Below are 25,928 nucleotides of genomic sequence, written 5' to 3' on the forward strand. Positions count from 1 at the left end.
CGGCCATCAACTCATGTCTGTTCGCTGCCTGGTCACAGGAAAGTACGCAGAACTGAAACGACAAGACGGAAAGAGTGACAAGCCTGGAATTTTTCAACCTCTGACGTGGCTAAATGCGACGGGAGGTTTGGGTCAAACAAGATTCAAACAAGGTATGTTTAAAACGAAGTCAAACTTAACTTAGCACGACTAAAGCCGGGCGTCCAGAGTTCCGCTCAATTTAAGAACACAGGACGCCCGAGTCGAATTGCTTACGCCAGGTTAGCGTCGAGGAACTCTTTGAGCTGGCCTTTAGACAGCGCGCCAACTTTGGTTGCAGCCACTTCGCCGTTCTTGAACAGCAGCAGCGTAGGGATACCGCGGATGCCATACTTCGGTGCAGTGCCCGGGTTCTGATCGATGTTCAGTTTGGCAACGGTCAGTTTACCCTGATACTCATCGGCGATTTCATCCAGAATCGGGGCGATCATTTTGCACGGACCACACCACTCTGCCCAGAAATCGACGAGGGTCAGCCCGTCAGCTTTGAGTACGTCCGTGTCAAAACTGTCGTCAGTCAGGTGAATAATTTTATCGCTCATATTTAACTCCACAGGAATAAGCCTGGTGTGTTGGTGTAGCATTAACCAACGAGGTGTTGATGTTGACTTCGCCAACAAAGGTTGACGTTATTTCACCGGATACGCTTTCTTAATGCAATAGTAAGCTGATATTCTACCACACTATGAGCAAAACACATTTAACTGAACAGAAGTTTTCCGACTTCGCCCTGCACCCTAAAGTGGTTGAAGCCCTTGAAACCAAAGGGTTTTATAATTGCACGCCCATTCAGGCGCTGGCTTTGCCGCTGACGCTTGCTGGACGTGATGTGGCTGGACAGGCGCAAACCGGTACCGGAAAAACGATGGCGTTCCTGACGTCAACGTTTCATTATCTTCTTTCTCACCCGGCAATTGCTGACCGCCAGGTGAACCAACCGCGCGCGTTAATTATGGCGCCGACCCGTGAGCTGGCGGTACAGATTCACGCTGACGCAGAGCCGCTGGCTCAGGCCACCGGTCTGAAGCTGGGCCTGGCCTACGGCGGTGACGGCTATGACAAACAGCTGAAAGTGCTGGAGAGCGGCGTCGATATTCTGATCGGCACCACCGGCCGTCTCATTGATTATGCAAAACAGAACCATATTAATCTGGGCGCGATCCAGGTCGTGGTGCTGGACGAAGCCGATCGTATGTACGATCTCGGCTTTATTAAAGATATCCGTTGGCTGTTCCGCCGCATGCCGCCGGCCAACCAGCGTCTGAACATGCTGTTCTCCGCTACCCTTTCTTACCGCGTACGCGAACTGGCGTTCGAGCAAATGAACAACGCCGAATATGTGGAAGTGGAGCCAGAGCAGAAAACGGGCCATCGCATTAAAGAAGAGCTTTTCTATCCTTCCAATGAAGAAAAAATGCGTTTACTGCAAACGCTGCTGGAAGAAGAATGGCCCGATCGCGCGATTATCTTCGCCAACACCAAGCACCGCTGTGAAGACATCTGGGGCCACCTGGCTGCCGATGGTCATCGCGTCGGCCTGCTGACCGGTGACGTGGCGCAGAAAAAACGTCTGCGTATTCTGGAAGATTTCACCCGTGGCGATCTCGACATTCTTGTCGCGACCGACGTTGCGGCGCGCGGCCTGCACATTCCTGCTGTGACGCACGTCTTTAACTATGACCTGCCAGACGACTGTGAAGACTACGTACACCGCATCGGTCGTACCGGTCGCGCAGGCGCAAGCGGCCACTCAATTAGCCTCGCCTGTGAAGAGTATGCACTGAACTTGCCGGCCATTGAGACCTACACAGGTCACTCGATTCCGGTCAGTAAGTACAACCCGGATGCCTTGTTAACCGACCTGCCGAAGCCGCTGCGTCTGACGCGCGTTCGCCAGGGTAACGGTCCGCGTCGTTCGGGCGCGCCACGTAATCGTCGTCGTTCAGGTTAAATAAGTTATGCTCACTACCACCTCGCTGTACGCAGCCATTGATCTCGGTTCCAATAGTTTTCATATGCTGATTGTGCGCGAGGTGGCGGGTAGCATCCAGACGCTCACCCGTATCAAGCGTAAAGTGCGTCTGGCCGCCGGGCTGAGCCAGGACAACATCCTGTCGACGGAAGCCATGGAACGAGGCTGGCAGTGCCTGCGTCTGTTCGCCGAGCGATTACAAGATATTCCCCCCACGCAAATCCGCATCGTGGCAACCGCAACGCTGCGTCTTGCCGTGAATGCCGACGTCTTTATCGCCAAAGCCCAGGAGATCCTCGGCTGTCCGGTGCAGGTTATCCGCGGCGAAGAAGAAGCACGTCTGATTTATCAGGGCGTCGCGCACACCACTGGCGGCGACGATCGTCGTTTAGTGGTCGATATCGGCGGCGCCAGTACTGAACTGGTGACCGGCACCGGTGCGCAAACTACCTCGTTGTTCAGCCTGTCGATGGGCTGCGTGACCTGGCTGGAGCGCTACTTCACCGACCGTAATCTGGCGCAGGAACATTTCGACGAAGCGGAACGTGCCGCCCGTGAAGTGTTAAAGCCGGTCGCGGATGAACTGCGTCACCACGGCTGGAAAGTCTGCGTGGGTGCCTCCGGCACGGTGCAGGCGTTGCAGGAAATCATGATGGCGCAGGGAATGGATGAACGCATCACCCTCGCGAAACTTCAGCAGCTCAAGCAGCGCGCCATCCAGTGTGGCCGTCTGGAAGAGCTGGAGATTGAAGGGTTAACGCTGGAACGCGCGCTGGTTTTCCCGAGCGGGCTGGCTATCCTGATCGCAATTTTTACCGAACTGAACATCCAGTGCATGACGCTGGCCGGCGGCGCACTGCGCGAAGGGTTGGTTTACGGTATGCTGCATCTGGCGGTCGATGAAGATATTCGCAGCCGCACGCTGCGCAATATTCAGCGCCGCTTTATGGTCGACACAGAGCAGGCGAACCGCGTCGCACAGCTGGCGGATAACTTTGTCGATCAGGTTGCTAACAGCTGGGAACTGGAGCCATTAAGCCGCGAACTGCTGCTAAGCGCCTGCGCGCTGCATGAAATCGGGCTCAGCGTTGACTTCAAGCAAGCCCCGCAGCACGCAGCCTATCTGGTGCGTAACCTCGATCTACCGGGTTTTACCCCCGCACAGAAAAAGCTGCTCGCCACCCTGCTGTTAAACCAGACCAACACCGTCAATTTGCCTACGCTGCATCAGCAGAACGCCGTACCGCCGCGCGTAGCCGAGCATCTTTGTCGCCTGCTACGCCTGGCGATTCTGTTTGCCAGCCGCCGCCGCGACGATCTCCTGCCCGCGATTACGCTGGTTGCCGAAGGTGAAAACCTGACGCTGACGCTGCCGGAAGGCTGGCTTGCGCACCACCCTCTGGGCCGCGAAATGGTCGATCAGGAGTGCCAGTGGCAAAGCTATATTCACTGGCCGCTGGAAGTCCGCTAAACCTCATCGGGTTGCCGGATGACGCTGCGCTTATCCGGCCTACCATGACTCAGTTATGATTTTTTCGCTTTCGCCAGCATTTCACGAATGTTGGCGACGTTAGCCTGCCCTTTGTGCATGCGTTCTTCCGCAGTAATCACCTTCCGCTCCTGCTCCCAGATCACATCATCCTGCGGCAGTTCCAGCAGGAAACGGCTCGGCTCCGGGCGCACTAATTCACCGTACTGACGGCGTTCTTTGCACAGAGTAAAAATCAGCTCTTTCTGCGCGCGGGTAATGCCGACGTAGGCCAGGCGGCGCTCTTCATCAACGTTATCTTCGTCAATGCTGCTCTGGTGCGGCAGCAGCCCCTCCTCCATCCCCACCAGGAAGACGTACGGGAACTCCAGACCTTTTGATGCGTGCAGGGTCATCAGCTGAACCTGATCCAGTTCTTCCTCGCTTTCGCCGCGCTCCATCATGTCACGCAGCGTAAAGCGAGTGACCACCTGCGTCAGGGTCATCGGCTCTTCCAGCTCGCTGCCTTCCAGCATTTCCGTCATCCAACTGAACAACGTGTTGACGTTTTTCATGCGCATTTCGGCGGCTTTCGGGCTCGGCGAGGTTTCAAACAGCCAGGATTCGTAATCAATACCGTGAATCAGATCGCGCACAGCGGCGATCGGTTCGCGTTCCGCCAGGCGCTGAATTTCGCCCAGCCATTGGGTAAAGCGCGTCAGCGATTCATAGCCACGGCCGGTGAGCGTCTGGCTCAGCCCCATATCGAAGCTGGCGGTGAACAGGCTCTTGTTGCGAGTCATCGCCCACTCGCCGAGTTTTTGCAGCGTCGCGGGGCCAATCTCGCGTTTCGGCGTGTTGACGATACGCAGGAACGCGCTGTCGTCATCCGGGTTGCTCAGCACGCGCAGGTAGGCCAGCAGGTCTTTAATCTCCGGGCGCGAGAAGAACGAGGTACCGCCGGAAATTTTGTACGGGATGCGGTTCTGCATCAGGAATTTTTCAAACACCCGCGACTGGTGGTTGCCGCGGTAGAGAATCGCGTAATCCTTATACTGCGTCTTGTTGACAAAGTGGTGGGCAATCAGCTCGCCGGTAACACGCTCAGCCTCGTGTTCTTCGTGGTTGGCGCTCAATACCTTCAGCTCCGGGCCATAACCCAACTCGGAAAACAGGCGTTTTTCAAACACGTGCGGGTTATTGGCGATCAGGATATTCGCTGCTTTCAGAATACGGCCAGAAGAACGGTAGTTCTGCTCGAGCTTGATAACCTGCAGCGCCGGAAAGTCTTTGCTCAACAGCACCAGGTTCTGCGGACGCGCGCCGCGCCACGAGTAGATGGACTGGTCATCGTCACCCACCACGGTAAAGCGCGCGCGTTGCCCCACCAGCAGCTTCACCAGCTCGTACTGACTGGTGTTGGTATCCTGATATTCATCCACCAGCAGGTAGCGGATTTTATTCTGCCAGCGCTCGCGCACCTCTTCGTTTCGCTGAAGGAGCAGCGTCGGCAACAGGATCAGATCGTCGAAGTCCAGCACGTTACAGGCTTTCATATGCGCATCGTACAGACCATAGCAGTGAGCGAAGATACGATCCCGCTCGCCCTTCGCATTGGCCGCTGCCTGCGCTGGTGTCATCAGATCGTTTTTCCAGTTGGAGATCGTCGAGATCAGCTGCTGAAACACCACCTTATCGTCTTCAATCAGCCCTTCAGTCAGCTCCTTGAGCAGCGCAGTCTGGTCGGTATCGTCAAACAACGAGAAGTTCGACTTCATTCCCAGCGCGGCGTACTCGCGCTTAATGATATCCAGCCCCAGCGTGTGGAAGGTGGAGATCATCAGCCCACGTGCTTCTTTGCGCCCTAACGTTTGCGCCACACGCTCTTTCATCTCACGCGCGGCCTTGTTGGTAAAGGTCACGGCGGCAATATGACGCGCCTGATAGCCACAGGCGTGGATCAGGTGGGCAATCTTATTGGTGATAACGCGGGTCTTGCCGGAGCCAGCACCCGCCAGCACCAGGCAGGGTCCGGTGACGAATTCGACGGCTTGTTGTTGTCCGGGGTTCAAACGCATAGGGGGATTGCTCAATCTGTAAACACGGGGGTGTGGATTGTAGCAGAAAGTCTGGCGGGAGGGATCGCCCACTGAAAGGCGCCGAAGAAAATCAGCGCTGAAGCGAACGGAGGCTGATGTTTATGCCACTAGCTCATGCTTTTTCCCGATGAAAATCGGCGAGCCGTATTCTGGATAATATATTTCGAGAGTAATTCATCTTCTGAACAATTAATTTCAAATGAAAACAACTGTTTTATTAATATGGAGAATATAGCTGTATCCCTGCACAAAAAAGAGGGTAACCAGCGATATCAATGAAACATCACAAAATGAAAACAATGCCATCAATAGTATTGTCCCCGTCATGACTCTCGTTATCTGTTTGGGTTTACCTGTTGTTCTCACTGTTAGCAATAATTAACCACTTACTTTATGGTGAAATAAAGAATGGCACAGGAAATTTTATTACCAGACGTCACCGTGACCAATAGCACGGAGAGATTGAGCGTTAGGGAGAAGCTAGGATTTGGTTTTGGCGATGCGGCCTGTAATATGAGTTGGGGCCCGGTCACCATGTTCCTCACCTATTTTTATACCGATATATTTGGTCTGGATGCAGCGCTCCTCGCCACCATGTTTTTAGTCGTCAGACTGGTCGATGCGTTTGTCGACCCTATGCTTGGCGGTATTGCCGATCGCACGCGTTCACGCTATGGACGTTTTCGCCCTTATATTCTTTACGGCTGCGTTCCCTTCTGCCTGATCTGTATCCTCGCGTTCTATACGCCGGATATCACCGCGGGCTGGAAAGGCGTGTATGCTTTTGTCACCTACCTGTTGCTGTCAGTATTGTACAGTACGGTCAATATTCCTTACTGTTCGCTGGGTAGCGTCATTACCGCCAACCCGGTCGATCGCATCTCGTGTCAGTCCTACCGTTTTACCATGGCCAACTGTGCGGTGCTGCTGTGTTCCTTAACGCTGTTGCCGCTCGTACACTATTTCGGCGCGGGCGATCAGCAAAAAGGGTTCTTTATTACCAACACCCTCTTTTCAATTATTGGTCTCTGCATGTTCCTGCTGTGTGTCTTCAATACCCGCGAGCGCATCGCGCCGGAAGAGGGGCCGCAGGAAAATATCTTCAAAAGCCTGCTTTTTGCCTTTAAAAACAAGCAGTGGGTTCTGGTGGTCTCCGGGATGTTTATCGGTTGTATTCCCGCTTTTGTCTGCGGCGGCGCGACCATCTATTTCACCAAATATCTTATGCACCTTAACGACCTCTGGACGACGGTGTTTATCAGTATCGGGATCGTGGCTGCGATATTAGGTAACCTGACCACCAATACGCTAACAAAACATATTTGCAAGGTGAAACTATATATTTACGTTGGTTTTATTACCGCAGCCATCTCCATCCTGATTTACTTTATCGACCCACGAAACATAGAGACTATTTTCGCCCTCAACACCCTGCGCGGCTATATTGGCGCGATTACGGTGCCGATATTCTGGTCCTTTATTGGTGATGCCGACGACTTTGGCGCATGGAAGTTCAAGCGTCGCATGTCCGGCGTCTATGCATCCGGCAACCTGTTTGCCCTGAAGGTGAGTCTGGCGATTGCCGGCACGATTACCGCCACCATCCTGTCCTTAACACACTATGTTCCGGATGCGCCTCAGCAAACGCCAGAGACACTGAACGCCATTATGCTGCTGATCACCGTCATTCCCGCAGCGGGCAGCATCATCACATCACTGCTGTTCCTGTTCTTTTACAAGCTGGACACCCGGATGATGAACGAAATTCAGACCGATTTAAAAGCTAACCACTACCCCGCTTAAGGAGGAACGTTATGTCGAAGCTCCACTTCGCCATTACCCCGGATAATCGCATCGCCGAGATTAACCCCCGGCTGTTTGGCTCTTTCGTTGAGCATCTGGGCCGTGCGGTTTATACCGGTATTTACGAACCCGGCCACCCGAAAGCCGATGCGCAAGGGTTCCGCCAGGACGTGATTAACCTGGTGAAAGAGATGAACGTCACCACCGTGCGCTATCCCGGCGGCAACTATGTCTCCGGCTTCAACTGGCGCGATGGCATTGGCCCCAAAGAAGAGCGTCCGGTGCGCCTGGACTACGCGTGGATCAGCAAAGAGAGCAACCAGTTTGGCATCAGCGAGTTTAACCACTGGTGCCAACAAACCCACGTCGAGCCGATGATCGCCATCAATCTGGGGACCGGCACGCCGCAGGAAGCGGGATACTTTATTGAATACTGTAACCACCCTGGCGGCACCACGCTCAGCGATCTGCGCGTACAGCACGGCGACGCCGAGCCCTATAATTTTAAACTCTGGTGCCTCGGTAACGAGATGGACGGCCCGTGGCAAACCGGGCAAATGAGCGCGGACGACTACGCCAAAAAGGCGCGCGAGACGGCTAAAATTCTGCGCTGCGTCGACCCGGAAGTTGAGCTCATTGCGTGCGGGAGTTCAAGCTCGATGATGGATACCTTCCCCACCTGGGATCGGGTCGTTCTCGAGGAACTGTACGACTATGTCGATTACATCTCCTGCCACCAGTATTATGAAAACGAAGGCACTGAGAGCGACTTCCTGGCCTCATTCGTCAATATGGACAACTTTATCGAGACCATCGTCAGCACCGCCAACTACGTGAAAGCGTACAAGCGCGGTAAGAAGGACATTATGATCTCCTTCGATGAATGGAACGTCTGGTATCTGCGCGGCGACCCCTGGGATGCGCCGATGAAGCATAAAGAGAATCGCTTTAAGGTTGCGCCGCCTTTGCTGGAAGACCGTTACTCTTTTCTCGACGCGCTGGTCGTTGGCGGTCTTCTCTGCTCCCTCATTAACCACTGTGATCGGGTTAAAATGGCCAGCCTGGCGCAGTTAGTGAACGTCATTGCCCCCATCTTTACCGAAGCGGACGGCGGGGTGATTCGTCAGACCATCTTCTGGCCCTTTGCGATGGTGGCTAACGTGGCGAAAGGCAGCGCGTTGCGTCACTTCATTCCTGCGGGCACCTTCAGCAGCAAATACGGTGACGCACGGCGCATCCAGTCTGCCGTGGTGCACAATGCCGCAGCGGGTAAACTCTATTTATTCGCGCTGAACAGCGATTTTCATGACAGCTTCACGCTGGATCCGGATCTGTCGGCGTTTGGCCAGACGCGTCTTGCAGAACATCAGCTCCTCCGCTGTGACGATCTCTACGCGAAAAATACCTTTGATCGTCCGGATCGCGTTGCGCCGGAGACGCTAACGGCCTCCGACCTCACCCTGCCGCCGCTGTCGTGGAACCGCATCACCTTCGACATCCTGTAACGGCTTTTACATGCTAATATTGCGCCCTGATTTATCACTTAACCCAGGGCGCAAACCATGGCAAAAACAGCAGCAGCACTGCATATCCTTGTAAAAGAAGAGAAACTGGCATTGGATCTTCTGGAGCAGATTAAAAACGGCGCCGACTTCGGCAAGCTGGCGAAGAAGCACTCCATCTGCCCGTCGGGCAAACGCGGCGGCGACTTAGGTGAATTCCGCCAGGGCCAGATGGTGCCGGCGTTCGACAAAGTGGTCTTCTCCTGCCCGGTGCTGGAGCCAACCGGCCCGCTGCACACTCAGTTCGGTTACCACATCATCAAAGTGCTGTACCGGAAATAAACAGCAAGGCCTTCTCAAAGAGAAGGCCTTTAATGTTTGCTCCCTCTCCCTGCGGGAGAGGGTTGGGGTGAGGGCATCAGCCCGCGACTGCAATACGTTTCATATCCGTCATATAGCCACGCAGTTTCTGGCCCACTTTCTCGATAGCATGGCCGCGAATGGCGTCGTTTACATCACGCAGCTGCGCGTTGTCTACCGCGCCTTCGGCAATCACTTTGCCCAGGTCGCCGGTCTGCAGGGTGGTCATGAACTCTTTCAGCAGCGGTACACAAGCGTAAGAGAACAGGTAGTTACCGTATTCTGCGGTATCGGAGATAACCACGTTCATTTCGTACAGACGCTTACGGGCGATGGTGTTCGCGATCAGCGGCAGTTCGTGCAGTGATTCGTAGTAAGCGGATTCTTCGATGATGCCGGAATCGACCATGGTTTCGAACGCCAGCTCAACGCCCGCTTTCACCATCGCAATCATCAGCACGCCTTTATCAAAGTACTCCTGCTCGCCGATTTTGCCTTCATACTGCGGAGCGGTTTCGAACGCGGTTTTGCCGGTCTCTTCACGCCAGGTCAGCAGTTTCTTATCGTCGTTAGCCCAGTCAGCCATCATGCCGGAGGAGAATTCGCCGGAGATGATGTCATCCATGTGTTTCTGGAACAGCGGCGCCATGATCTCTTTCAGCTGTTCAGACAGCGCGTAAGCACGCAGTTTCGCCGGGTTAGACAGACGGTCCATCATCAGGGTGATGCCGCCCTGCTTCAGCGCTTCGGTGATGGTTTCCCAGCCGAACTGAATCAGTTTTTCCGCATAAGCCGGGTCGGTGCCTTCTGCCACCAGCTTGTCGAAGCACAGCAGAGAACCGGCCTGCAGCATACCGCACAGGATAGTCTGCTCACCCATCAGGTCAGATTTCACTTCCGCAACGAAAGAAGATTCCAGTACGCCCGCACGGTGACCGCCGGTGGCCGCAGCCCAGGCTTTAGCAATCGCCATACCTTCGCCTTTCGGATCGTTTTCCGGGTGAACGGCGATCAGCGTCGGAACACCGAAACCACGTTTGTACTCTTCACGCACTTCGGTACCCGGGCATTTCGGCGCTACCATCACCACGGTGATGTCTTTACGGATCTGCTCGCCGACTTCGACGATGTTGAAACCGTGGGAGTAGCCCAGCGCCGCGCCATCTTTCATCAGCGGCTGTACGGAACGTACAACGTCAGAGTGCTGTTTGTCTGGCGTCAGGTTAACCACCAGGTCCGCCTGCGGGATCAGCTCTTCGTAGGTGCCTACTTTGAAGCCGTTTTCGGTCGCTTTACGCCAGGAAGCACGCTTTTCAGCGATTGCTTCTTTACGCAGGGCATAGGAGATATCCAGACCGGAGTCACGCATGTTCAGGCCCTGGTTCAGACCCTGAGCGCCACAGCCGACGATGACCACTTTTTTACCCTGCAGGTAGCTCGCGCCGTCGGCGAATTCGTCGCGGCCCATAAAACGGCATTTACCCAGCTGCGCCAGCTGCTGGCGCAGATTCAGTGTATTAAAGTAGTTAGCCATGATGGTGTACTCCGTGATGTTGTGTGTCTTATTGTTCGATTCGCTTTTGCGAGAATGAACCCACATTACAACAGGAAATTTATTGCGGAAATTGATATATTCACAACGTCATGTTGCAATTTCTGCAATGTAAAGCCGTGAGGTGAAATCGGTGGATTTACGCGATCTGAAAACCTTCCTGCATCTGGCGGAAAGCCGCCACTTTGGCCGCAGCGCGCGGGCGATGCACGTCAGCCCCTCCACGCTCTCCCGGCAGATTCAGCGGCTGGAAGAAGATCTCGGCCAGCCGCTGTTTGTACGCGATAACCGCACGGTCACGCTGACCGAAGCCGGTGAAGAGCTGCGAGTGTTTGCCCAACAGACGCTTTTGCAATATCAGCAGTTGCGCCATACCCTCGATCAGCAGGGGCCGTCCCTTTCCGGCGAACTCCATATATTCTGTTCAGTGACCGCGGCGTACAGTCATCTGCCGCCGATCCTCGACCGCTTCCGCGCCGAACATCCCTCGGTGGAAATTAAGCTCACCACCGGCGACGCCGCCGACGCCATGGACAAAGTGGTCACCGGCGAGGCCGATCTGGCGATTGCCGGTAAGCCGGAAACGCTGCCCGGCGCGGTCGCCTTTTCGATGCTGGAAAATCTGGCGGTGGTGCTGATCGCCCCGGCGCTGCCCTGCCCGGTGCGCAATCAGGTTTCGGTTGATAAGCCCGACTGGTCGACGGTGCCGTTTATCATGGCCGATCAGGGGCCGGTGCGCCGCCGCATTGAGCTGTGGTTCCGTCGTCACAAAATCAGTAATCCATCTATTTACGCGACGGTAGGCGGCCATGAGGCGATGGTCTCAATGGTGGCGCTGGGCTGCGGCGTGGCGCTCATTCCCGAAATCGTGCTGGAAAACAGCCCGGAACCGGTGCGCAACCGCGTGATGATTTTAGAACGCAGCGATGAGAAGACCCCGTTCGAACTGGGGGTCTGCGTGCAGAAAAAACGGCTGCATGAGCCGTTGGTGGATGCGTTCTGGAAGATTGTGCTCGAGCGTAAAATGACCGAATAGCATGGCCCCAGTCATGCCCCAGGTTTGGGAGATTAATTGGTATCAAAGGTGCCAGGTCTAAACGGGCTGCGCAGGTAAAATCGTCACTAAAGAAACAGGACCTTACGAGAGGGAGTGACGATGCAGAAACCCAAAAAGCTGTTCAACAACACCGATAATATCCGCAGCGAAATCATGGAAGGACTGGTGTACGCCGGGCGCGGAAGGATCCACGCCCTCCCGGAGTACTGCGCGGTTTATCGCACGATGACGCAAACCGGCCAGACCGTTATCGTCAGCGGCGGCGGCAGCGGCCATGAGCCGACGTTTGCCGGGTTCGTCGGTGAAGGTGGCATCGATGCCTGCGCGCTGGGTGAGGTTTTCACCTCGCCTTCTCCCGATCAGATTATCGAAGCCAGCCGGGCCGTTCATCAGGGCAACGGCATTCTGTTCCTCTATGGGAATTACTCCGGCGACGGCATGAACTTTGATATCGCCGCCGAAATACTGGCGGAAGAAGGCATTGAGTGCCGCACCGTGCGCGCCACGGATGATATTGCCTCTGCGCCGCCGGAGAAAATGTCCGATCGCCGCGGCGTCGGTGGGCTGGCGTTCTTGTATAAACTCGCCGGTGCGGCGGCACAGTTTGAGCGCTACACTCTGCCCGCGCTGGAGGCACTGGCGCAAAAGGCCAATCACAATACGCGTACCATCGGCGTGGCGCTCAGCGGCTGCGCACTACCGCAGTCCGACGCCTTTAACTTCACGCTGGCAGACAACGAAATTGAGCTGGGAATTGGTATTCATGGTGAGCCGGGGCTATGCCGCATGCCCATGCCGCATAGCGACGAGCTGGTCGAGATGATGATCGCCCGCCTGTGCGATGACCTGCCGTTTGGCCACGGCGATAACGTCTGCGTCAGCGTCAATAACCTGGGTGCGCTGAGCAACACTGAGCTCATGGTCATCACCCGTAAGGTCGGCATGGCGCTGGCAGAACGCGGCATTCACACTCACGACGTGCAGGTCGGCCACTTTTGCACCTCGCTGGAGATGTCCGGATTTTCGTTAAGCCTGCTGCGGCTGGACGATGAAATGCAACGTCTGTATGACCACCCCATCAATACCCTCGGCTGGAGAAAATAAGATGAACACCACGCAATTCACCGCCTGTCTACAGCACGTTGCCCAGGGCATGATCGCCAGCGAACCGCGCCTGACCGCACTCGACCAGGTCATTGGCGATGGCGATCACGGCATTGGCATTAAGCGCGGCTTTACCGCTTTGCAGACGCTACTTTCCGCGCCTGAATTTTCTCCCGCCGATATCGGTGACTGCCTGCTGCAAAGCGGCACGCGGCTGATGACCAGCATGGGCGGCGCTTCCGGCGCGATCTTCGGCACCCTGTTCCGCGCGGGCGGCAAAGGGCTGGCTGGACGCCGCGAGCTGGATGCCGCGACGCTGGCTGAATGGCTGGAGACAGGTATGCAGGCTATCCACCAGCGCGGCGGCGCAGAGCCGGGCGATAAAACAATGATGGATGCACTCGCCGCAGCGGCAGCGCGCGCACGCTCAGACGCGACCCTGCCATTATCCGAAGCGCTGGCAAACTGCGCGCAGGCGGCGATGGCCGGTGCGGAAGGGACATCCACGATGGTGGCCCGCTTCGGGCGCGCGAAAAACCTCGGCGAGCGGGCCATCGGCCACTGCGACCCCGGCGCGGTATCGATGGCGCTGATTCTGCAATTTATGGCCGAATTCCCCCATACCCGCTAACCCACCTGCCCGTTTAAAAAGGGTTCATGTCCGTACATGGGCCCTTTTGCGTTATAGCGAAAATCAGACGTAATTCATCATTGCAGCCGCTTTTCTGTATAATGCCCCGTGCCATAATAGATGTGGGGGGCTTGTTAACCCTGATGTTAAACAAGCCAGAACAGACGGTGTCATTGCGCACTTGACAGCGAAAATACAAACTTAATTAGCCATCATTATGATAATCAAACCAAAAATTCGTGGATTCATCTGTACAACGACCCATCCGACTGGCTGTAAAGTCAACGTGGAAAAACAGATCGAATATGTGAAGAAAAACGGGAAAATCGCTAACGGCCCTTCCCGCGTGCTGGTGATCGGTGCTTCCACCGGTTACGGCCTGGCTTCCAGAATTTCCGCCGCGTTTGGTAGCGGTGCCGCCACTATCGGCGTATTTTTCGAAAAACCGGGCACGGAAACCAAACCGGGTTCCGCGGGCTGGTATAACTCTGCCGCCTTCGATGAGGCCGCAAAACGCGAAGGTCTGTATTCCAAAAGCATCAACGGCGACGCGTTCTCCGATGAATGCCGCGACGCAGTCATCAAACTGATCAAAGAAGACCTGGGTCAGATTGATTTAGTGGTTTACTCACTGGCCTCTCCAGTGCGTAAAATGCCGAAAACCGGTGAAATCGTTCGTTCTGCGCTGAAGCCAATCGGCGAGGTTTATACCTCTAAAGCGATTGATACCAACAAAGATCAGATCATCACCGCCAGCATTGAGCCGGCCACCGAAGAAGAAGTTAAGAACACCGTTACCGTCATGGGCGGCGAAGACTGGGAACTGTGGATGGGCGCGCTGAGCGAAGCAGGCGTGCTGGCCGAAGGCGTGAAAACCGTGGCCTACTCCTACATCGGTACCGACCTGACCTGGCCAATCTACTGGCACGGCGCGCTGGGCAAAGCGAAAGAAGACCTCGACCGCGCGGCAGGTGAACTGCGTAACCAGCTGGCTCCGCTGCACGGCTCCGCGAACGTTGCCGTACTGAAATCCGTTATCACCCAGGCCTCTTCTGCTATTCCGGTGATGCCGCTGTACATCTCCATGGTCTTCAAGCTGATGAAAGAACAGGTGATTCACGAAGGTTGTATCGAGCAGATCAACCGTCTGATGACCACCAGCCTGTACGGCGATAAAGTGGCGCTTGATGACAATCAGCGTATCCGTATGGATGACTGGGAACTGCGTGACGATATTCAGCAGGCGTGCCGTGACCTGTGGCCGCTGATCACCACCGAAAACCTGACGCAAGAAACCGACTATGCAGGATACAAGCAGGAATTCCTGAACCTGTTCGGTTTTGCTCTCGACGGTGTGGATTACGATGCGGACGTGAACCCTGAAGTTGAATTCGACGTCATCACGCTGTAATGCGTTGAAGCCGGGTGTCGGTTACGCCTTACCCGGCCAACGAGATTTGTCGTCCCGATAAGCGTAGCGTCATCGGGCAAAGGGTTCGTGCGAAAGCATGAACCCTTTTTTATTCCGCCTGATAATGCGTGGGCTAATCGAAGCCAAAGCCTTCCGCGAACAGCACCTTCAACTTTTCCATTGCCTCCTGCTCATCGCTACCGCTACAGATGATCTCAAGCGATCCTCGGCCTTTGATCCCTGCCCCCAGAATGCTCATGATGCTTTTCCCTTTGATAACCTTGCCGTCATAGATCATCTCGATCCGCGATTGATACTGCGCGCAGGCTTTGGCCAAAACCCCCGCCGGACGGGCATGAATGCCGTGCTGATTGCTGATTTTCACCACTTCTTTCAACATAATTGCGTTCCTTACTTACCGCCCGTCGCTCGGGCAAATAGCCTGCACGAAGTTAAAATAGCCCTGGATCAACAGTTGCGCGACCATGGCGCCAGGATCGACAAACGTGCGCGAGCGCTCGCCATGAATAGCTGCACGCCCGTGCTTCGCCACCATGGTGGTTGTCTGCTGCACGCCCTGTTGTGCTTGCAGTAGCGCATTCCTCGCCGCGGTCAGCGGTTCCTCTCCGGCAAGCAGCGCCGCCAGCACGGGGGCCATGCCATCGAGGAAGGTTTTTTCGCCCGGCTGCGCTTTCCCGCGCTGCTGCACGCCGTCATACCAGGCCTGGAACAACACGCCGGCTTCCGTTAGCCCCAGCGTTTCCCGGCCTTTAAACGCCTTACCCGCCTGCATCAGCCCGGAAGCCATCAGCGTCCCCATGGTCGACGGCACCGCCGAGGCCATCGCCTTGCCCGCCATGTAGAAGAATCGCCCCAGGTCACGTTCTTCGCTCTGCTGCGCGTAGCGCGCCGCCGCCGCGAAACCGTCGCTCATCGTCAGCCCCAGATCCCCGTCGCCAACCACGCTATCCAGCTCGGTCAGGACCGATTTGTTGGCCTCCATGATGCGCGCCCACTCGGTAAAAAGCGGTCGCAGACTCTGCGTATCTAGCGTCATCCCCCCTCCTTAAGCCGGAAACTGGCGGAACATCGGGGTATCGGCCCCGGCGTTGAGCAGCGTTTTCAGCTCTTCATCCACCGGCATCAGGCTAATGGACATACCGATCATCTCCATTGCCGTCGCAAATTCGCCAATCCAGACGCGGAAAACGCGCATCTGGCTCTCGGCCAGAATCTGATGTACATGGCGATACATCAGGTACAACTCTTCCAGCGGCGTGGCGCCAAGCCCATTGATCAACACGGCAACTTCATCGCCCTGCTGGCAAGGTGAGTCCGCCAGCAGCCAGGACATCATCTCTTCGGCAATCTGTTCGGCGCTGAGCTGCGGACCCCGGCGAATACCGCTTTCGCCGTGAATCCCCATGCCAATCTCCATTTCGTTGTCGCCAATATGGAAACCCGGTTTACCGATTCGCGGCACGATACACGGCGACAGCGCGACGCCAAGCGTGCGCACGCGGTCTCCTGCTTTCTGCGCAATGCGCTGGACGGTTTCAAGGTCATCCATTCTGGCCGCGGATGCCCCGGCGCATTTGTAGACGAAGAAGATCCCCGCGACCCCACGACGGGTAGTGGCTTCTGTACCGTCCGGCACCGCACCTGCCGAATCATCAGCCGCCACTACCGTCGCGGTTCGGATATCACTCTCCATGTCGGCCATTTCCGCCGCCATATCAAAATTGAAAATATCGCCGTTATAGTTACCGTACAGGTACAGCACGCCCGCGCCGCTATCGACCGCCTGCGTGACGGCGAGAATCTGCTCCGGCGAGGGTGACTGAAACACATCGCCAATGGCGCAGCCGTCCAGCATGCCCTGACCGACGTAGCCGAGGAATAGCGGCAGATGCCCGGAACCGCCACCGGTGACGATCCCTACCTTGCCAGGCACCGGACGCGCCGTGGCAAGACAGTGAAGATCCTCATTAACACAGCGGAATTTATCGGGATGCGCCAGATAGATACCTTCCAGCATCTCCGGGATAAAGTTCTCCGCCTGATTCAGAAATTTTTTCATGCGCTCTCTCCATGAATATTCCGCCCTGAACGGGCGGGCGCTCAGTTAGCGGGAAAATTTAATCTGCGACGGATAGGCCCAGCGTTGCAGCTCTTCCGGGGCGAAGGATTCAGGCTCCTTACCGCCGTTAATCACCAGCGCGTGGTAGTAAATCTGCGCCATCTCCTCAAGATAGGCAGACTTCAGCACCGCTTCATACGGGTCCTTGTCTACGCCGATAGCTCCGTGCTTTTCCATCAGAATGGCATCAGCGCGTTTGATAGGTTCGATAACGCTGTTCGACAACGCAGGTGTGCCGGGGCGGCCATAGGGCGCAACCGGAATGACGCCATCTTTCAGATTGAGGATCGCGCATTCGTACACCACCGCCGGGATCGGTTTATTCAGTACGGCAAACGACGTCGCGTAGAGCGAGTGGGTGTGGGAAATCGCAAACACATCCGGGCGCGCCTTATAAATCTCGATATGCATCAGACATTCGCTGGTCGGACGCAAACCCGCTTCGCTTTCAATCACATTGGCTTCAACGTCCATTACCACGATATCGCGCGGCGTTAAATGCATTTTGTCGATGGTCGTGGGGGTTACCAGAATAAGTCCCGTCTCTTTATCTCGTACGCTGGAATTACCCGCTTTATGTTTACACAGTCCCCATTGCTGAGCGGTTCTGGCCATTTCGACAACGTGTTTTTTCTGAATTTCTAACATAATATTTATCCTGTATACGGTTATAGGGGCGAGCGATGTCGCGACAATGGTTGCCGGGAAATAACGTTGCAGTTTTTAGCTGCAACGGCGTTTAATGACTTATTACAGGTGATGGACGAATTCTTTTATCAATGCATATTCATCCTGGGCGCGGCGAATAACATTACCGCCATCATAAAACTCGAGAAATTCATTTAATTGCGCGAGCGCCTTGAGATGTTTCTGTGGATTATTAGTTGCCAGGACGATAATAATATCGGCCTGCATATAACCCGCGAAATCAATCTTAGAAGGCAGGCGTAATAACGCCATCCCCGTATCCAGTGCGCCATCATCGACGCCTGCGTGGGCGATAATCACGCCATCGGCCAGCATGATATAGGGCTGCTCGTCAGCGATTTTATTCAGCATAATTTGCAGATAGCGGGGTTCAATCACGCCGCTTTCCAACAGTGACGCAGCGGCCTGAGTAATGGCCTGCTGCCAGTCGCCGGGACACGAAGTGACAAACTGAACGTGTTCGCGCCGCAGCAAGTCGGTCAGCGACGGCGCTTGCGGTTCAATGTTGCCCACCGCGCTCGCGGCGCTTTTTTCATCGTAGATATAGCTGGCCAGCGCGCGCTGCAATCCTTTGTGATCGATAATGTTGCCGAAGCGTTCGAAGATAAGCAGCAGTTGCTCTATCTGAATAATGTTCGGGTCCACGCCCTGTAGCGCGCTGATAACATGATTGCGGAATGCGCTCTTATGGATGCTGCTGATGGACGGATTCACCACAAACACCATCTTGCTGGTATTCAGGTGTGTGGTCGAGAAGACCACATCGTAGTGCCCGGTATAGCGCTCAAACTCGCGGCGCGACATCACCTCGGTAAAGTGCAGTTCCGGGAATAGCACCTGCAGCGTCAGAAACAGATAAGTCGAAATCGTGGCGCTATTCTCACACACGACCACCGCCGTTTTCTGCAGCTTAATCTGATGGATAACCCCTTCGCGAGTCAGCCAGCCGCCAAAAAGCACCGTCAAAAATGCCATCTCTTCATCGGGAATTTCACAGTGCAATACCGTTTCGAACGGCACCGCCGCCCGGCGAACCATCTCGTGCAGGTGGCTGAACTCTTTCACCACCAGATCGTAAACGCTGCTGGTGTTGGTCAGATGGTAGCGAATACGGTAATAGGCCGGTTTCCAGTGTTGATAGATCTTTTCAATCAGCTCATTTTTTTCTTTGATGGTGACGCAGCTTATTTTTTCGAAGTTATCGACCACCGCGACCACGCTTTCGAGCAGAAGCGTATCAAGGTGGAAATATTTATCGGCAATGCTTTGAATATTTGAACTTTGGATCAGTGCCGTCAGGAAAACCAGTTCATTTTCGCTACTGATATTGATTTTACTGATAACGCTCTGCATCAATGTAAATTCTCTGCTGCCAATAATGTCAGCGTAGCTGCTCGGGATATTGACCAGACTTTTCCCTGAATCAATACGGTGCAGGACAAAGCAGATAAAATAAATAAGCTCCTGAAGCTGGCGGTCGGTAAACTGAATTTTAAAACGTTTTTCAATTTCGCTGAAAACATTGCCCACCTTTTCCAGATAGTCGCTCATCACATTGTTGTATTGAGCAATAATGTTTTTGGCGACCGGGATTTCCAGCACCCGGCGCAGGCAGTTTAGCAACAGGTAGCGTTTTTCCAGCTCCTCACCCAGAATATGATAGCCATTCCCCCTGTCATAGCTTATCTCCAGCCCGTGCTCGATAACCTCGGTGCGCACCTTTTTCAGGTCGTTGATAATCGTATTCTGGCTGACGCCCAGCGAAGAGGAGAGATGCAGCAATGAAAGCCGCTCGCTGCGGGTCAACAGCATAAAGATAATCATCTGTCCGCGTTCATCTTCCGAGTAGAGATAGCGATGCTCGGTTTCAGCGGTCTGATTCTGACGAAAATGCTCAATCACATGGCGCGGGATATGCAGTTTCCCGGTTTTCAGGCGGTTGATCCGGTCGAAGTGGTTCGATTCCAGATAATCATTCACCTTTTTCAGCGTATAGCTCAGCTGTTTGCGCGTCAGGCAAAACTGCTCCTCAAGCTTCGTCCCCGTGATGCCGGGATCGTTCACAATGGCATCCAGCACTGCAACCACACGTTTATCCATAGCCATGTCGACTCTCCTGCAATCAAAAGTCTGGCGGCGGCGCCTGCCGCCAGACATGAACATGAAACCCAGAATTAAGCCTGCTGAGCTTTCTCCTGCTGCTCGGCTTCCAGCTGCGCCAGATTGCTTTCACGACGCAGTTCGCGGGAGTAGAAGAAGTAGCCGCAGCCCCACCACAGCGCAAACACCAGCGGGATAAAGTTGCCTTCCAGGAATTTGAACAGGAAGGAGAAGGCATAGGTAAAGACCGGGGCATCAATGGAGCTATTGGAAATCAGCTGGCCGGCGGGAATGGTAATTGCCTTCGTCGCCTGGCCCAGTTCGGTAATCATTGGCGCAAACTGCGTACCCACGAACAGGAAGAACGGCACCCCGATAATGCTAAGGATCACCATGCGCAGGGTGTTGCCACGCGTCACCAGGTAGGCAGGAACAATCAGGGAAATATTAATAATACCGGCGAAGGGTAAAATCTTATTGCCCGGCAGAATCAGCGCCCAGATGAGCGTGAACGGAATCGCAACGATGATGGCAAACCAGATTTCGCTGGCGCCGCCCATAAATGGCCAATCGATGCCGACGAACAGCTTACGCCCGGAGAATTTCTTGTTCATGTAGTCGCTGATGGCTTCCGAAATAGGCGACAGCGCCTGCATAAAGAGTTTGGAAATCATCGGGAACAGCACCAGCGCCGTTGCGGCCTGAACGCCCAGCATCAGCGTTTTCGCCACACTGTAGCCCGCGATAATGCCGAACAGGATCCCGAGAATAAAACCGATGATATGGTTTTCCGCAAAAACGCCAACTTTGGCGCGCAGCGCGGTGGCATCCATCGGCTTATTGCACACCGGAATTTTGCGCAGCAGCAGATCGAACGGGTAATAAATTGCGCCAAAGAACACCATGCGGTGGGTACAGGTGACGCCGGGGATGCCGGTCAGTTTCTCAATGCGATGCTGGTGAATGTCGCCAGCGTTCAGCTCAACGATAATCTGCAAAGCCGCAATCAGGAACGCCAGCACCAGGCTCCAGACCGGGCCAAACAATGGGGTGGTGACGCTCACTACGATAAACGCGGTAAAGATTTTCCCCCATACGTTCCAGAGGTCGGCGTTGAAGGTATTGGTCTTGTTTAGCATCAACATCACAATGTTTACGCCAACCTGAAGCGGGAACATGGCGAATGCATAAGGCCAGGCCCAGGAGATATTCGCCATCGTCGTCCAACCGCCGTCGACGATACTCAGTTCAAGGCCGGTGCGGTTCATCATGGTCTGCGCGGCGACACCGATAGCATCAACCATAAAACCAATCAGCATGCTCATCCCAACGAAGGCGACGCCTAGCGTGATGGCCGCCGAAGCCGCATCGCGGAATTTCATCCGCACCACCAGCCCGGCTAATAACATAATAAAAGGCACAAAAACCGGCGCGCCTAAATTCAGAATATAATTTATGACTACACCAAGAAAGTCCATAGCACTTCTCCACTAAAATAATTATAAGGATTAAAGAGCTACGCCTTATTTACAGGCATCAATGACCTTTTGTAATTCCTGTTCCATACCCATACCGGTCAGAAATGCGATACCGTTAATCACGGGGATAGGATATTGCTTATCAACTTTAGTAATTGCGATATACGCAGCACTATCCTTAATATGGCTATCGAGAGATTTAAGGTCGATTACTTCAACTTTAATGTGCGACTGGTTACGTTCATTCAATAAGCGAGTCACTTTACTGGCAACTGTTTGTGAGGTCGCAACGCCGCTTCCACAGGCAACAATGACTTTTTTCATTTTATAAATCCTTATCCAATTGCAGTCTTGATGTGAGGGTACAGAGAAAGGTATCTACATCGTCTATCTCGCGTAGGGTCTGGACGACCTGTTCATCAGCAAGGCAGTCCATCAGGTTTTGCAGCGCTGTCAGGTGGCTGCTGTGGTCAATAAAACCAAGGAGAACAATAAATTGAACGTAGAGCGTATTGTCGTCATTCCCCATTTCCTGCCAGGCGAGAGGTTGTGACAGTCGCGTAACGGAGATAAAGGGGCGGATGACGTGTTGGGGATCAGTATGCGGCAGCGCGATAGCCACCGGCAGCGTGGGTAACCCGGTTGGATAGGCTTTTTCTCTGGCAAGAATGGCATCGAGGAAAGAATCCCGAACGTAGCCTTTCTCTTTCAGCAGTAAAAATATCGAAGAAAAAAAGTCCGTGGAATTATTATAATGCTTATCGAGGAACGTAAGCTGAGGCGTTAAATATTTACTTCCTTGCGCATTTTCATTCGGGGTATCAACTATATCCATTCTCATCCGAATATCCTCTCTAACCGCTAAGAATTAACTACCGACAATGTTAATTCAGGAGTTACGGTCGAGCGAGAAGTATTGCCCCCAAAAGATGACCAGAACCTGGCGCAACGCGGTGAGCGTTTTATTATGAATTGCATCACATTTTTATAGTAAGAACAGGCTAACGGGAAAAATAGAGGGAAACAGAGACGGGAAAATGAAATAACGAGGGATAACCGCGATGGTTATCCCCCGAGAAACGGTGCTTAGCCTGCCAGGAAGAAACGAAACGCCGGGTTATTGGTCTCGTCGTGGCACTCATAGCCCAGTTCGTTGAGCCGGGTTTCGAAGTCCGGTTCGTTATCGCCCAGCTCAAACGCCGCCAGTACACGGCCATAGTCGGTGCCGTGGCTACGGTAATGGAACAGGGAAATATTCCAGTGCGTGCCCAGGGTGTAGAGGAACTTCAGCAGCGCACCCGGCGATTCCGGGAACTCGAAGCTGAACAAACGTTCCTGCAACGGCTTCGACGGACGACCACCGACCATATAGCGCACGTGCAGCTTAGCCATTTCGTCGTCGGAGAGGTCAACAACGCTATAGCCGCCATCGTTGAGCAGATTAAGGATTTCCTTACGCTCTTCGAAGCCGCGGCTCAGACGCACGCCAACAAAAATGCAGGCGTTTTTCGCATCGGCGAAGCGGTAGTTAAACTCGGTGACCGAACGCCCGCCCAGCAGTTGGCAAAACTTCAGGAAGCTGCCCTTCTCTTCCGGGATCGTCACCGCCAGCAACGCTTCACGCTGTTCCCCTAGCTCGCAGCGTTCAGAAACGTAGCGCAGGCCGTGGAAATTGACGTTGGCGCCAGAGAGAATATGCGCCAGACGTTCACCGCGAATATTGTGCTGAGCGATGTATTTTTTCATCCCCGCCAGCGCCAGCGCCCCGGAAGGTTCCGCCACCGCGCGTACGTCTTCAAACAGGTCTTTCATTGCCGCGCAGATCGCATCGCTATCGACGGTAATAATGTCGTCGAGATATTCCTGGCACAGACGGAAGGTTTCGTCACCGATACGTTTTACCGCCACGCCTTCAGCAAAGAGACCCACGCGCGGCAGATCCACCGGATGACCGGCATCCAGCGCCGCCTTCAGGCAGGCGGAGTCTTCGGCTTCGACGGCAATCACTTTGATCTGCGGCATCAGCTGTTTGATCAGCACCGCCACGCCCGCCGCCAGACCGCCACCGCCCACCGGCACAAACACGCGGTCGAGGTGCGCGTCCTGCTGGAGCAACTCCAGGGCCAGCGTACCTTGTCCGGCGATCACCATCGGGTGATCGAAAGGCGGAACCCAGGTAAAGCCCTGCTGCTGCGCCAGTTCAATCGCTTTGGCTTTGGCTTCATCAAAGTTAGCGCCGTGCAACAGCACTTCGCCGCCAAAGCCGCGAACAGCATCAACTTTGATATCGGCAGTCGCCACCGGCATGACAATCAGCGACTTCAGACCCAGACGCGCAGAGGAGAACGCCACGCCCTGAGCATGGTTGCCCGCAGAAGCGGTGATGACCCCACGCGCTTTCTGTTCAGGCGTTAAACCTGCCATCATCGCGTACGCACCACGCAGCTTAAAGCTGTGCACTGGCTGACGGTCTTCGCGCTTGACCAGAATGACGTTGTCGAGGCGCGAAGAAAGCTTGTCCATTTTTTGCAGCGGCGTTACCTGTACCGCTTCGTAGACCGGTGCGCGCAGCACCGCTCTGAGATACTCGGCACCCTCAGGGGTGCCGGATAGGGGCTGTGATTCCGCCATGGTGATTAACCCCCCAGTTTCGATTTATCGCGCACCGCACCTTTGTCGGCGCTGGTTGCCAGGCTGGCATAGGCGCGAAGGGCAAAGGAGACCTGACGTTCACGATTTTTCGGCGTCCACGCCTGGTCGCCGCGAGCTTCCTGCGCTTCACGACGAGCGGCGATTTCCGCTTCGCTCAGTTGCAGCTGAATGCCACGGTTCGGAATGTCGATAGCAATCATGTCGCCATCTTCGATGATCGCGATATTACCGCCGCTGGCCGCTTCCGGAGAAACGTGGCCGATAGAGAGACCGGAGGTACCGCCGGAGAAACGACCATCGGTGATCAGCGCACAGGCTTTGCCAAGCCCCATCGATTTCAGGAAGGTGGTTGGGTAGAGCATTTCCTGCATGCCCGGCCCGCCTTTCGGCCCTTCGTAGCGAATGACCACCACGTCGCCTTCGACCACTTTACCGCCGAGGATAGCTTCAACCGCCTCGTCCTGGCTTTCGTAGACTTTTGCCGGGCCGGTGAATTTGAGGATACTGTCATCCACGCCCGCGGTTTTCACGATGCAGCCGTTTTCCGCGAAGTTGCCGTACAGCACGGCCAGACCGCCATCTTTGCTGTAGGCGTGCTCCAGCGAGCGGATGCAGCCTTCGGCGCGATCGTCATCCAGGGTATCCCAACGGCAGTCCTGCGAGAACGCCTGGGTGGTACGAATACCCGCCGGGCCGGCGCGGAACATTTTTTTGACCGCTTCGTCCTGGGTTACGGTGATGTCGTACTGCTCCAACGTCTGCGGCAGGGTCAGGCCGAGCACGTTTTTGACTTCGCGGTTCAGCAGGCCGGCACGGTCCAGCTCGCCGAGAATGCCCAGCACGCCGCCCGCACGGTGCACGTCTTCCATATGGTATTTCTGGGTACTTGGCGCCACTTTACACAGCTGCGGCACTTTACGGGACAGCTTGTCGATATCACTCATGGTGAAGTCGATTTCCGCTTCCTGCGCCGCCGCCAGCAGGTGCAGTACGGTGTTGGTGGAACCGCCCATGGCGATATCCAGCGTCATGGCGTTCTCAAACGCCGCTTTACTGGCAATGTTGCGCGGCAGCGCGGAAGCATCGTCCTGCTCGTAGTAGCGTTTGGTCAGCTCAACAATACGCTGGCCTGCGGTAAGGAACAGTTCTTTGCGGTCAGCGTGGGTTGCCAACAGCGAACCGTTACCCGGCTGCGACAGGCCCAGCGCTTCGGTCAGACAGTTCATCGAGTTAGCGGTGAACATACCGGAACACGATCCGCAGGTTGGGCAGGCGGAGCGTTCAACCTGCTCGCTCTGCGAGTCGGAAACTTTCGGGTCCGCGCCCTGAATCATCGCATCGACCAGGTCGAGCTTGATGATTTTGTCAGAGAGTTTCGTTTTCCCGGCTTCCATCGGGCCGCCAGAAACGAAGATCACCGGAATGTTCAGGCGCAAAGAGGCCATTAACATCCCTGGGGTGATTTTGTCACAGTTCGAGATGCAGACCATCGCGTCGGCACAGTGGGCGTTGACCATGTACTCAACGGAGTCAGCGATCAGCTCGCGGGACGGCAGTGAATAAAGCATGCCCCCGTGGCCCATGGCGATACCGTCATCCACCGCAATGGTGTTGAACTCTTTGGCCACGCCGCCAGCGGCTTCAATCTGCTCGGCAACCAGTTTACCGAGATCGCGCAGGTGCACGTGACCCGGCACGAACTGGGTAAACGAGTTCACGACAGCGATAATCGGCTTACCGAAGTCGGCGTCGGTCATCCCGGTGGCGCGCCACAGTGCGCGGGCGCCCGCCATATTGCGGCCGTGGGTAGTGGTGGCGGAACGATATTTAGGCATGCTTTAGTTACTCCCAG

At 55.0% G+C, this 25,928-nt stretch carries 23 protein-coding genes; 9 read left to right on the forward strand and 14 right to left on the reverse strand.

What is annotated here, in order from left to right; all coding sequences use genetic code 11:
• Positions 1 to 6: 6 nt before the first annotated feature.
• Both GY169_RS23575 and trxA read right to left on the reverse strand, forming a co-directional pair.
• Positions 7 to 90 carry a rho operon leader peptide gene (locus tag GY169_RS23575; RefSeq protein ID WP_106929928.1) on the reverse strand — a complete coding sequence of 28 codons (84 nt, stop codon included), beginning with the start codon at positions 88 to 90 and terminating at the stop codon, positions 7 to 9.
• Between the two features lie 161 nt (positions 91 to 251).
• Positions 252 to 581 (reverse strand): thioredoxin TrxA, encoded by a 330-nt coding sequence (trxA, locus tag GY169_RS22655; RefSeq protein ID WP_004386384.1) that lies wholly within the window; start codon positions 579 to 581, stop codon positions 252 to 254.
• 143 nt (positions 582 to 724) lie between these two features.
• Between trxA and rhlB the strand changes: the two genes are divergently transcribed.
• Complete coding sequence (gene rhlB / locus GY169_RS22660) at positions 725 to 1,990, forward strand: ATP-dependent RNA helicase RhlB (protein WP_167577172.1); 1,266 nt, start codon at positions 725 to 727, stop codon at positions 1,988 to 1,990.
• Between the two features lie 7 nt (positions 1,991 to 1,997).
• Complete coding sequence (gppA, locus tag GY169_RS22665) at positions 1,998 to 3,482, forward strand: guanosine-5'-triphosphate,3'-diphosphate diphosphatase (RefSeq protein ID WP_167577173.1); 1,485 nt, start codon at positions 1,998 to 2,000, stop codon at positions 3,480 to 3,482.
• A 53-nt stretch (positions 3,483 to 3,535) separates the two neighbouring features.
• Here gppA and rep read toward each other — a convergent pair whose 3' ends face one another.
• Positions 3,536 to 5,557, reverse strand: a complete 2,022-nt coding sequence (gene rep / locus GY169_RS22670; protein ID WP_163448148.1) for a DNA helicase Rep — start codon at positions 5,555 to 5,557, stop codon at positions 3,536 to 3,538.
• 429 nt (positions 5,558 to 5,986) lie between these two features.
• Between rep and GY169_RS22675 the strand changes: the two genes are divergently transcribed.
• The 3 genes from GY169_RS22675 to ppiC are packed head-to-tail and all read left to right on the forward strand — an operon-like array spanning position 5,987 to position 9,225.
• The gene (locus GY169_RS22675) at positions 5,987 to 7,381 is read left to right on the forward strand and encodes a glycoside-pentoside-hexuronide (GPH):cation symporter (RefSeq protein ID WP_167577174.1); all 1,395 of its coding nucleotides are present in this window, start codon (positions 5,987 to 5,989) and stop codon (positions 7,379 to 7,381) included.
• 11 nt (positions 7,382 to 7,392) lie between these two features.
• Positions 7,393 to 8,886, forward strand: a complete 1,494-nt coding sequence (locus GY169_RS22680) for an alpha-N-arabinofuranosidase (RefSeq protein ID WP_167577175.1) — start codon at positions 7,393 to 7,395, stop codon at positions 8,884 to 8,886.
• Positions 8,887 to 8,943: 57 nt separating this feature from the next.
• Positions 8,944 to 9,225: a peptidylprolyl isomerase PpiC gene (ppiC, locus tag GY169_RS22685; RefSeq protein WP_004886861.1), complete on the forward strand. Its 282-nt coding sequence runs from the start codon at positions 8,944 to 8,946 to the stop codon at positions 9,223 to 9,225.
• A 76-nt stretch (positions 9,226 to 9,301) separates the two neighbouring features.
• Here the strand turns inward: ppiC and ilvC are convergent, their stop codons facing one another.
• The gene (gene ilvC / locus GY169_RS22690) at positions 9,302 to 10,777 is read right to left on the reverse strand and encodes a ketol-acid reductoisomerase (protein ID WP_167577176.1); all 1,476 of its coding nucleotides are present in this window, start codon (positions 10,775 to 10,777) and stop codon (positions 9,302 to 9,304) included.
• Between the two features lie 151 nt (positions 10,778 to 10,928).
• On the opposite strand from ilvC, the gene ilvY reads away from it, so the two are divergent.
• From ilvY to fabV, 4 genes are all read left to right on the forward strand, one after another.
• Positions 10,929 to 11,831 carry an HTH-type transcriptional activator IlvY gene (gene ilvY, locus GY169_RS22695; RefSeq protein WP_009654922.1) on the forward strand — a complete coding sequence of 301 codons (903 nt, stop codon included), beginning with the start codon at positions 10,929 to 10,931 and terminating at the stop codon, positions 11,829 to 11,831.
• 120 nt (positions 11,832 to 11,951) lie between these two features.
• Entirely contained in the window at positions 11,952 to 12,956 is a 1,005-nt protein-coding gene (locus GY169_RS22700; RefSeq protein WP_009654925.1) for a dihydroxyacetone kinase subunit DhaK, read from the forward strand.
• A 1-nt stretch (position 12,957) separates the two neighbouring features.
• On the forward strand, positions 12,958 to 13,587 hold the full coding sequence (dhaL, locus tag GY169_RS22705) for a dihydroxyacetone kinase subunit DhaL (protein ID WP_009654921.1): 630 nt from the start codon (positions 12,958 to 12,960) through the stop codon (positions 13,585 to 13,587).
• Between the two features lie 217 nt (positions 13,588 to 13,804).
• The gene (fabV, locus tag GY169_RS22710) at positions 13,805 to 14,998 is read left to right on the forward strand and encodes an enoyl-ACP reductase FabV (RefSeq protein WP_073546745.1); all 1,194 of its coding nucleotides are present in this window, start codon (positions 13,805 to 13,807) and stop codon (positions 14,996 to 14,998) included.
• Positions 14,999 to 15,131: 133 nt separating this feature from the next.
• Here fabV and GY169_RS22715 read toward each other — a convergent pair whose 3' ends face one another.
• From GY169_RS22715 to ilvD, 10 genes are all read right to left on the reverse strand, one after another.
• Positions 15,132 to 15,398, reverse strand: coding sequence for an HPr family phosphocarrier protein (locus tag GY169_RS22715; protein ID WP_009654924.1), 267 nt, complete (start codon positions 15,396 to 15,398; stop codon positions 15,132 to 15,134).
• A 15-nt stretch (positions 15,399 to 15,413) separates the two neighbouring features.
• Entirely contained in the window at positions 15,414 to 16,055 is a 642-nt protein-coding gene (locus tag GY169_RS22720) for a DAK2 domain-containing protein (RefSeq protein ID WP_009654926.1), read from the reverse strand.
• 9 nt (positions 16,056 to 16,064) lie between these two features.
• Positions 16,065 to 17,078, reverse strand: a complete 1,014-nt coding sequence (locus tag GY169_RS22725) for a dihydroxyacetone kinase subunit DhaK (protein WP_167577177.1) — start codon at positions 17,076 to 17,078, stop codon at positions 16,065 to 16,067.
• Positions 17,079 to 17,123: 45 nt separating this feature from the next.
• Positions 17,124 to 17,786, reverse strand: a complete 663-nt coding sequence (locus GY169_RS22730) for a class II aldolase/adducin family protein (protein WP_009654927.1) — start codon at positions 17,784 to 17,786, stop codon at positions 17,124 to 17,126.
• Between the two features lie 102 nt (positions 17,787 to 17,888).
• Entirely contained in the window at positions 17,889 to 19,952 is a 2,064-nt protein-coding gene (locus GY169_RS22735; RefSeq protein ID WP_167577178.1) for a BglG family transcription antiterminator, read from the reverse strand.
• 68 nt (positions 19,953 to 20,020) lie between these two features.
• The gene (locus GY169_RS22740; protein ID WP_020323222.1) at positions 20,021 to 21,424 is read right to left on the reverse strand and encodes a PTS galactitol transporter subunit IIC; all 1,404 of its coding nucleotides are present in this window, start codon (positions 21,422 to 21,424) and stop codon (positions 20,021 to 20,023) included.
• 45 nt (positions 21,425 to 21,469) lie between these two features.
• Entirely contained in the window at positions 21,470 to 21,748 is a 279-nt protein-coding gene (locus GY169_RS22745) for a PTS sugar transporter subunit IIB (protein ID WP_020323230.1), read from the reverse strand.
• A 1-nt stretch (position 21,749) separates the two neighbouring features.
• Positions 21,750 to 22,259: a PTS sugar transporter subunit IIA gene (locus GY169_RS22750; RefSeq protein ID WP_223226985.1), complete on the reverse strand. Its 510-nt coding sequence runs from the start codon at positions 22,257 to 22,259 to the stop codon at positions 21,750 to 21,752.
• 251 nt (positions 22,260 to 22,510) lie between these two features.
• On the reverse strand, positions 22,511 to 24,055 hold the full coding sequence (ilvA, locus tag GY169_RS22755; protein ID WP_163448142.1) for a threonine ammonia-lyase, biosynthetic: 1,545 nt from the start codon (positions 24,053 to 24,055) through the stop codon (positions 22,511 to 22,513).
• A gap of 5 nt (positions 24,056 to 24,060) precedes the next feature.
• Positions 24,061 to 25,911: a dihydroxy-acid dehydratase gene (gene ilvD, locus GY169_RS22760; RefSeq protein ID WP_040118521.1), complete on the reverse strand. Its 1,851-nt coding sequence runs from the start codon at positions 25,909 to 25,911 to the stop codon at positions 24,061 to 24,063.
• Positions 25,912 to 25,928: the final 17 nt, after the last annotated feature.

This window comes from Kluyvera genomosp. 3, from assembly GCF_011765685.1.
GTDB classification, from domain to species: domain Bacteria; phylum Pseudomonadota; class Gammaproteobacteria; order Enterobacterales; family Enterobacteriaceae; genus Kluyvera; species Kluyvera georgiana_A.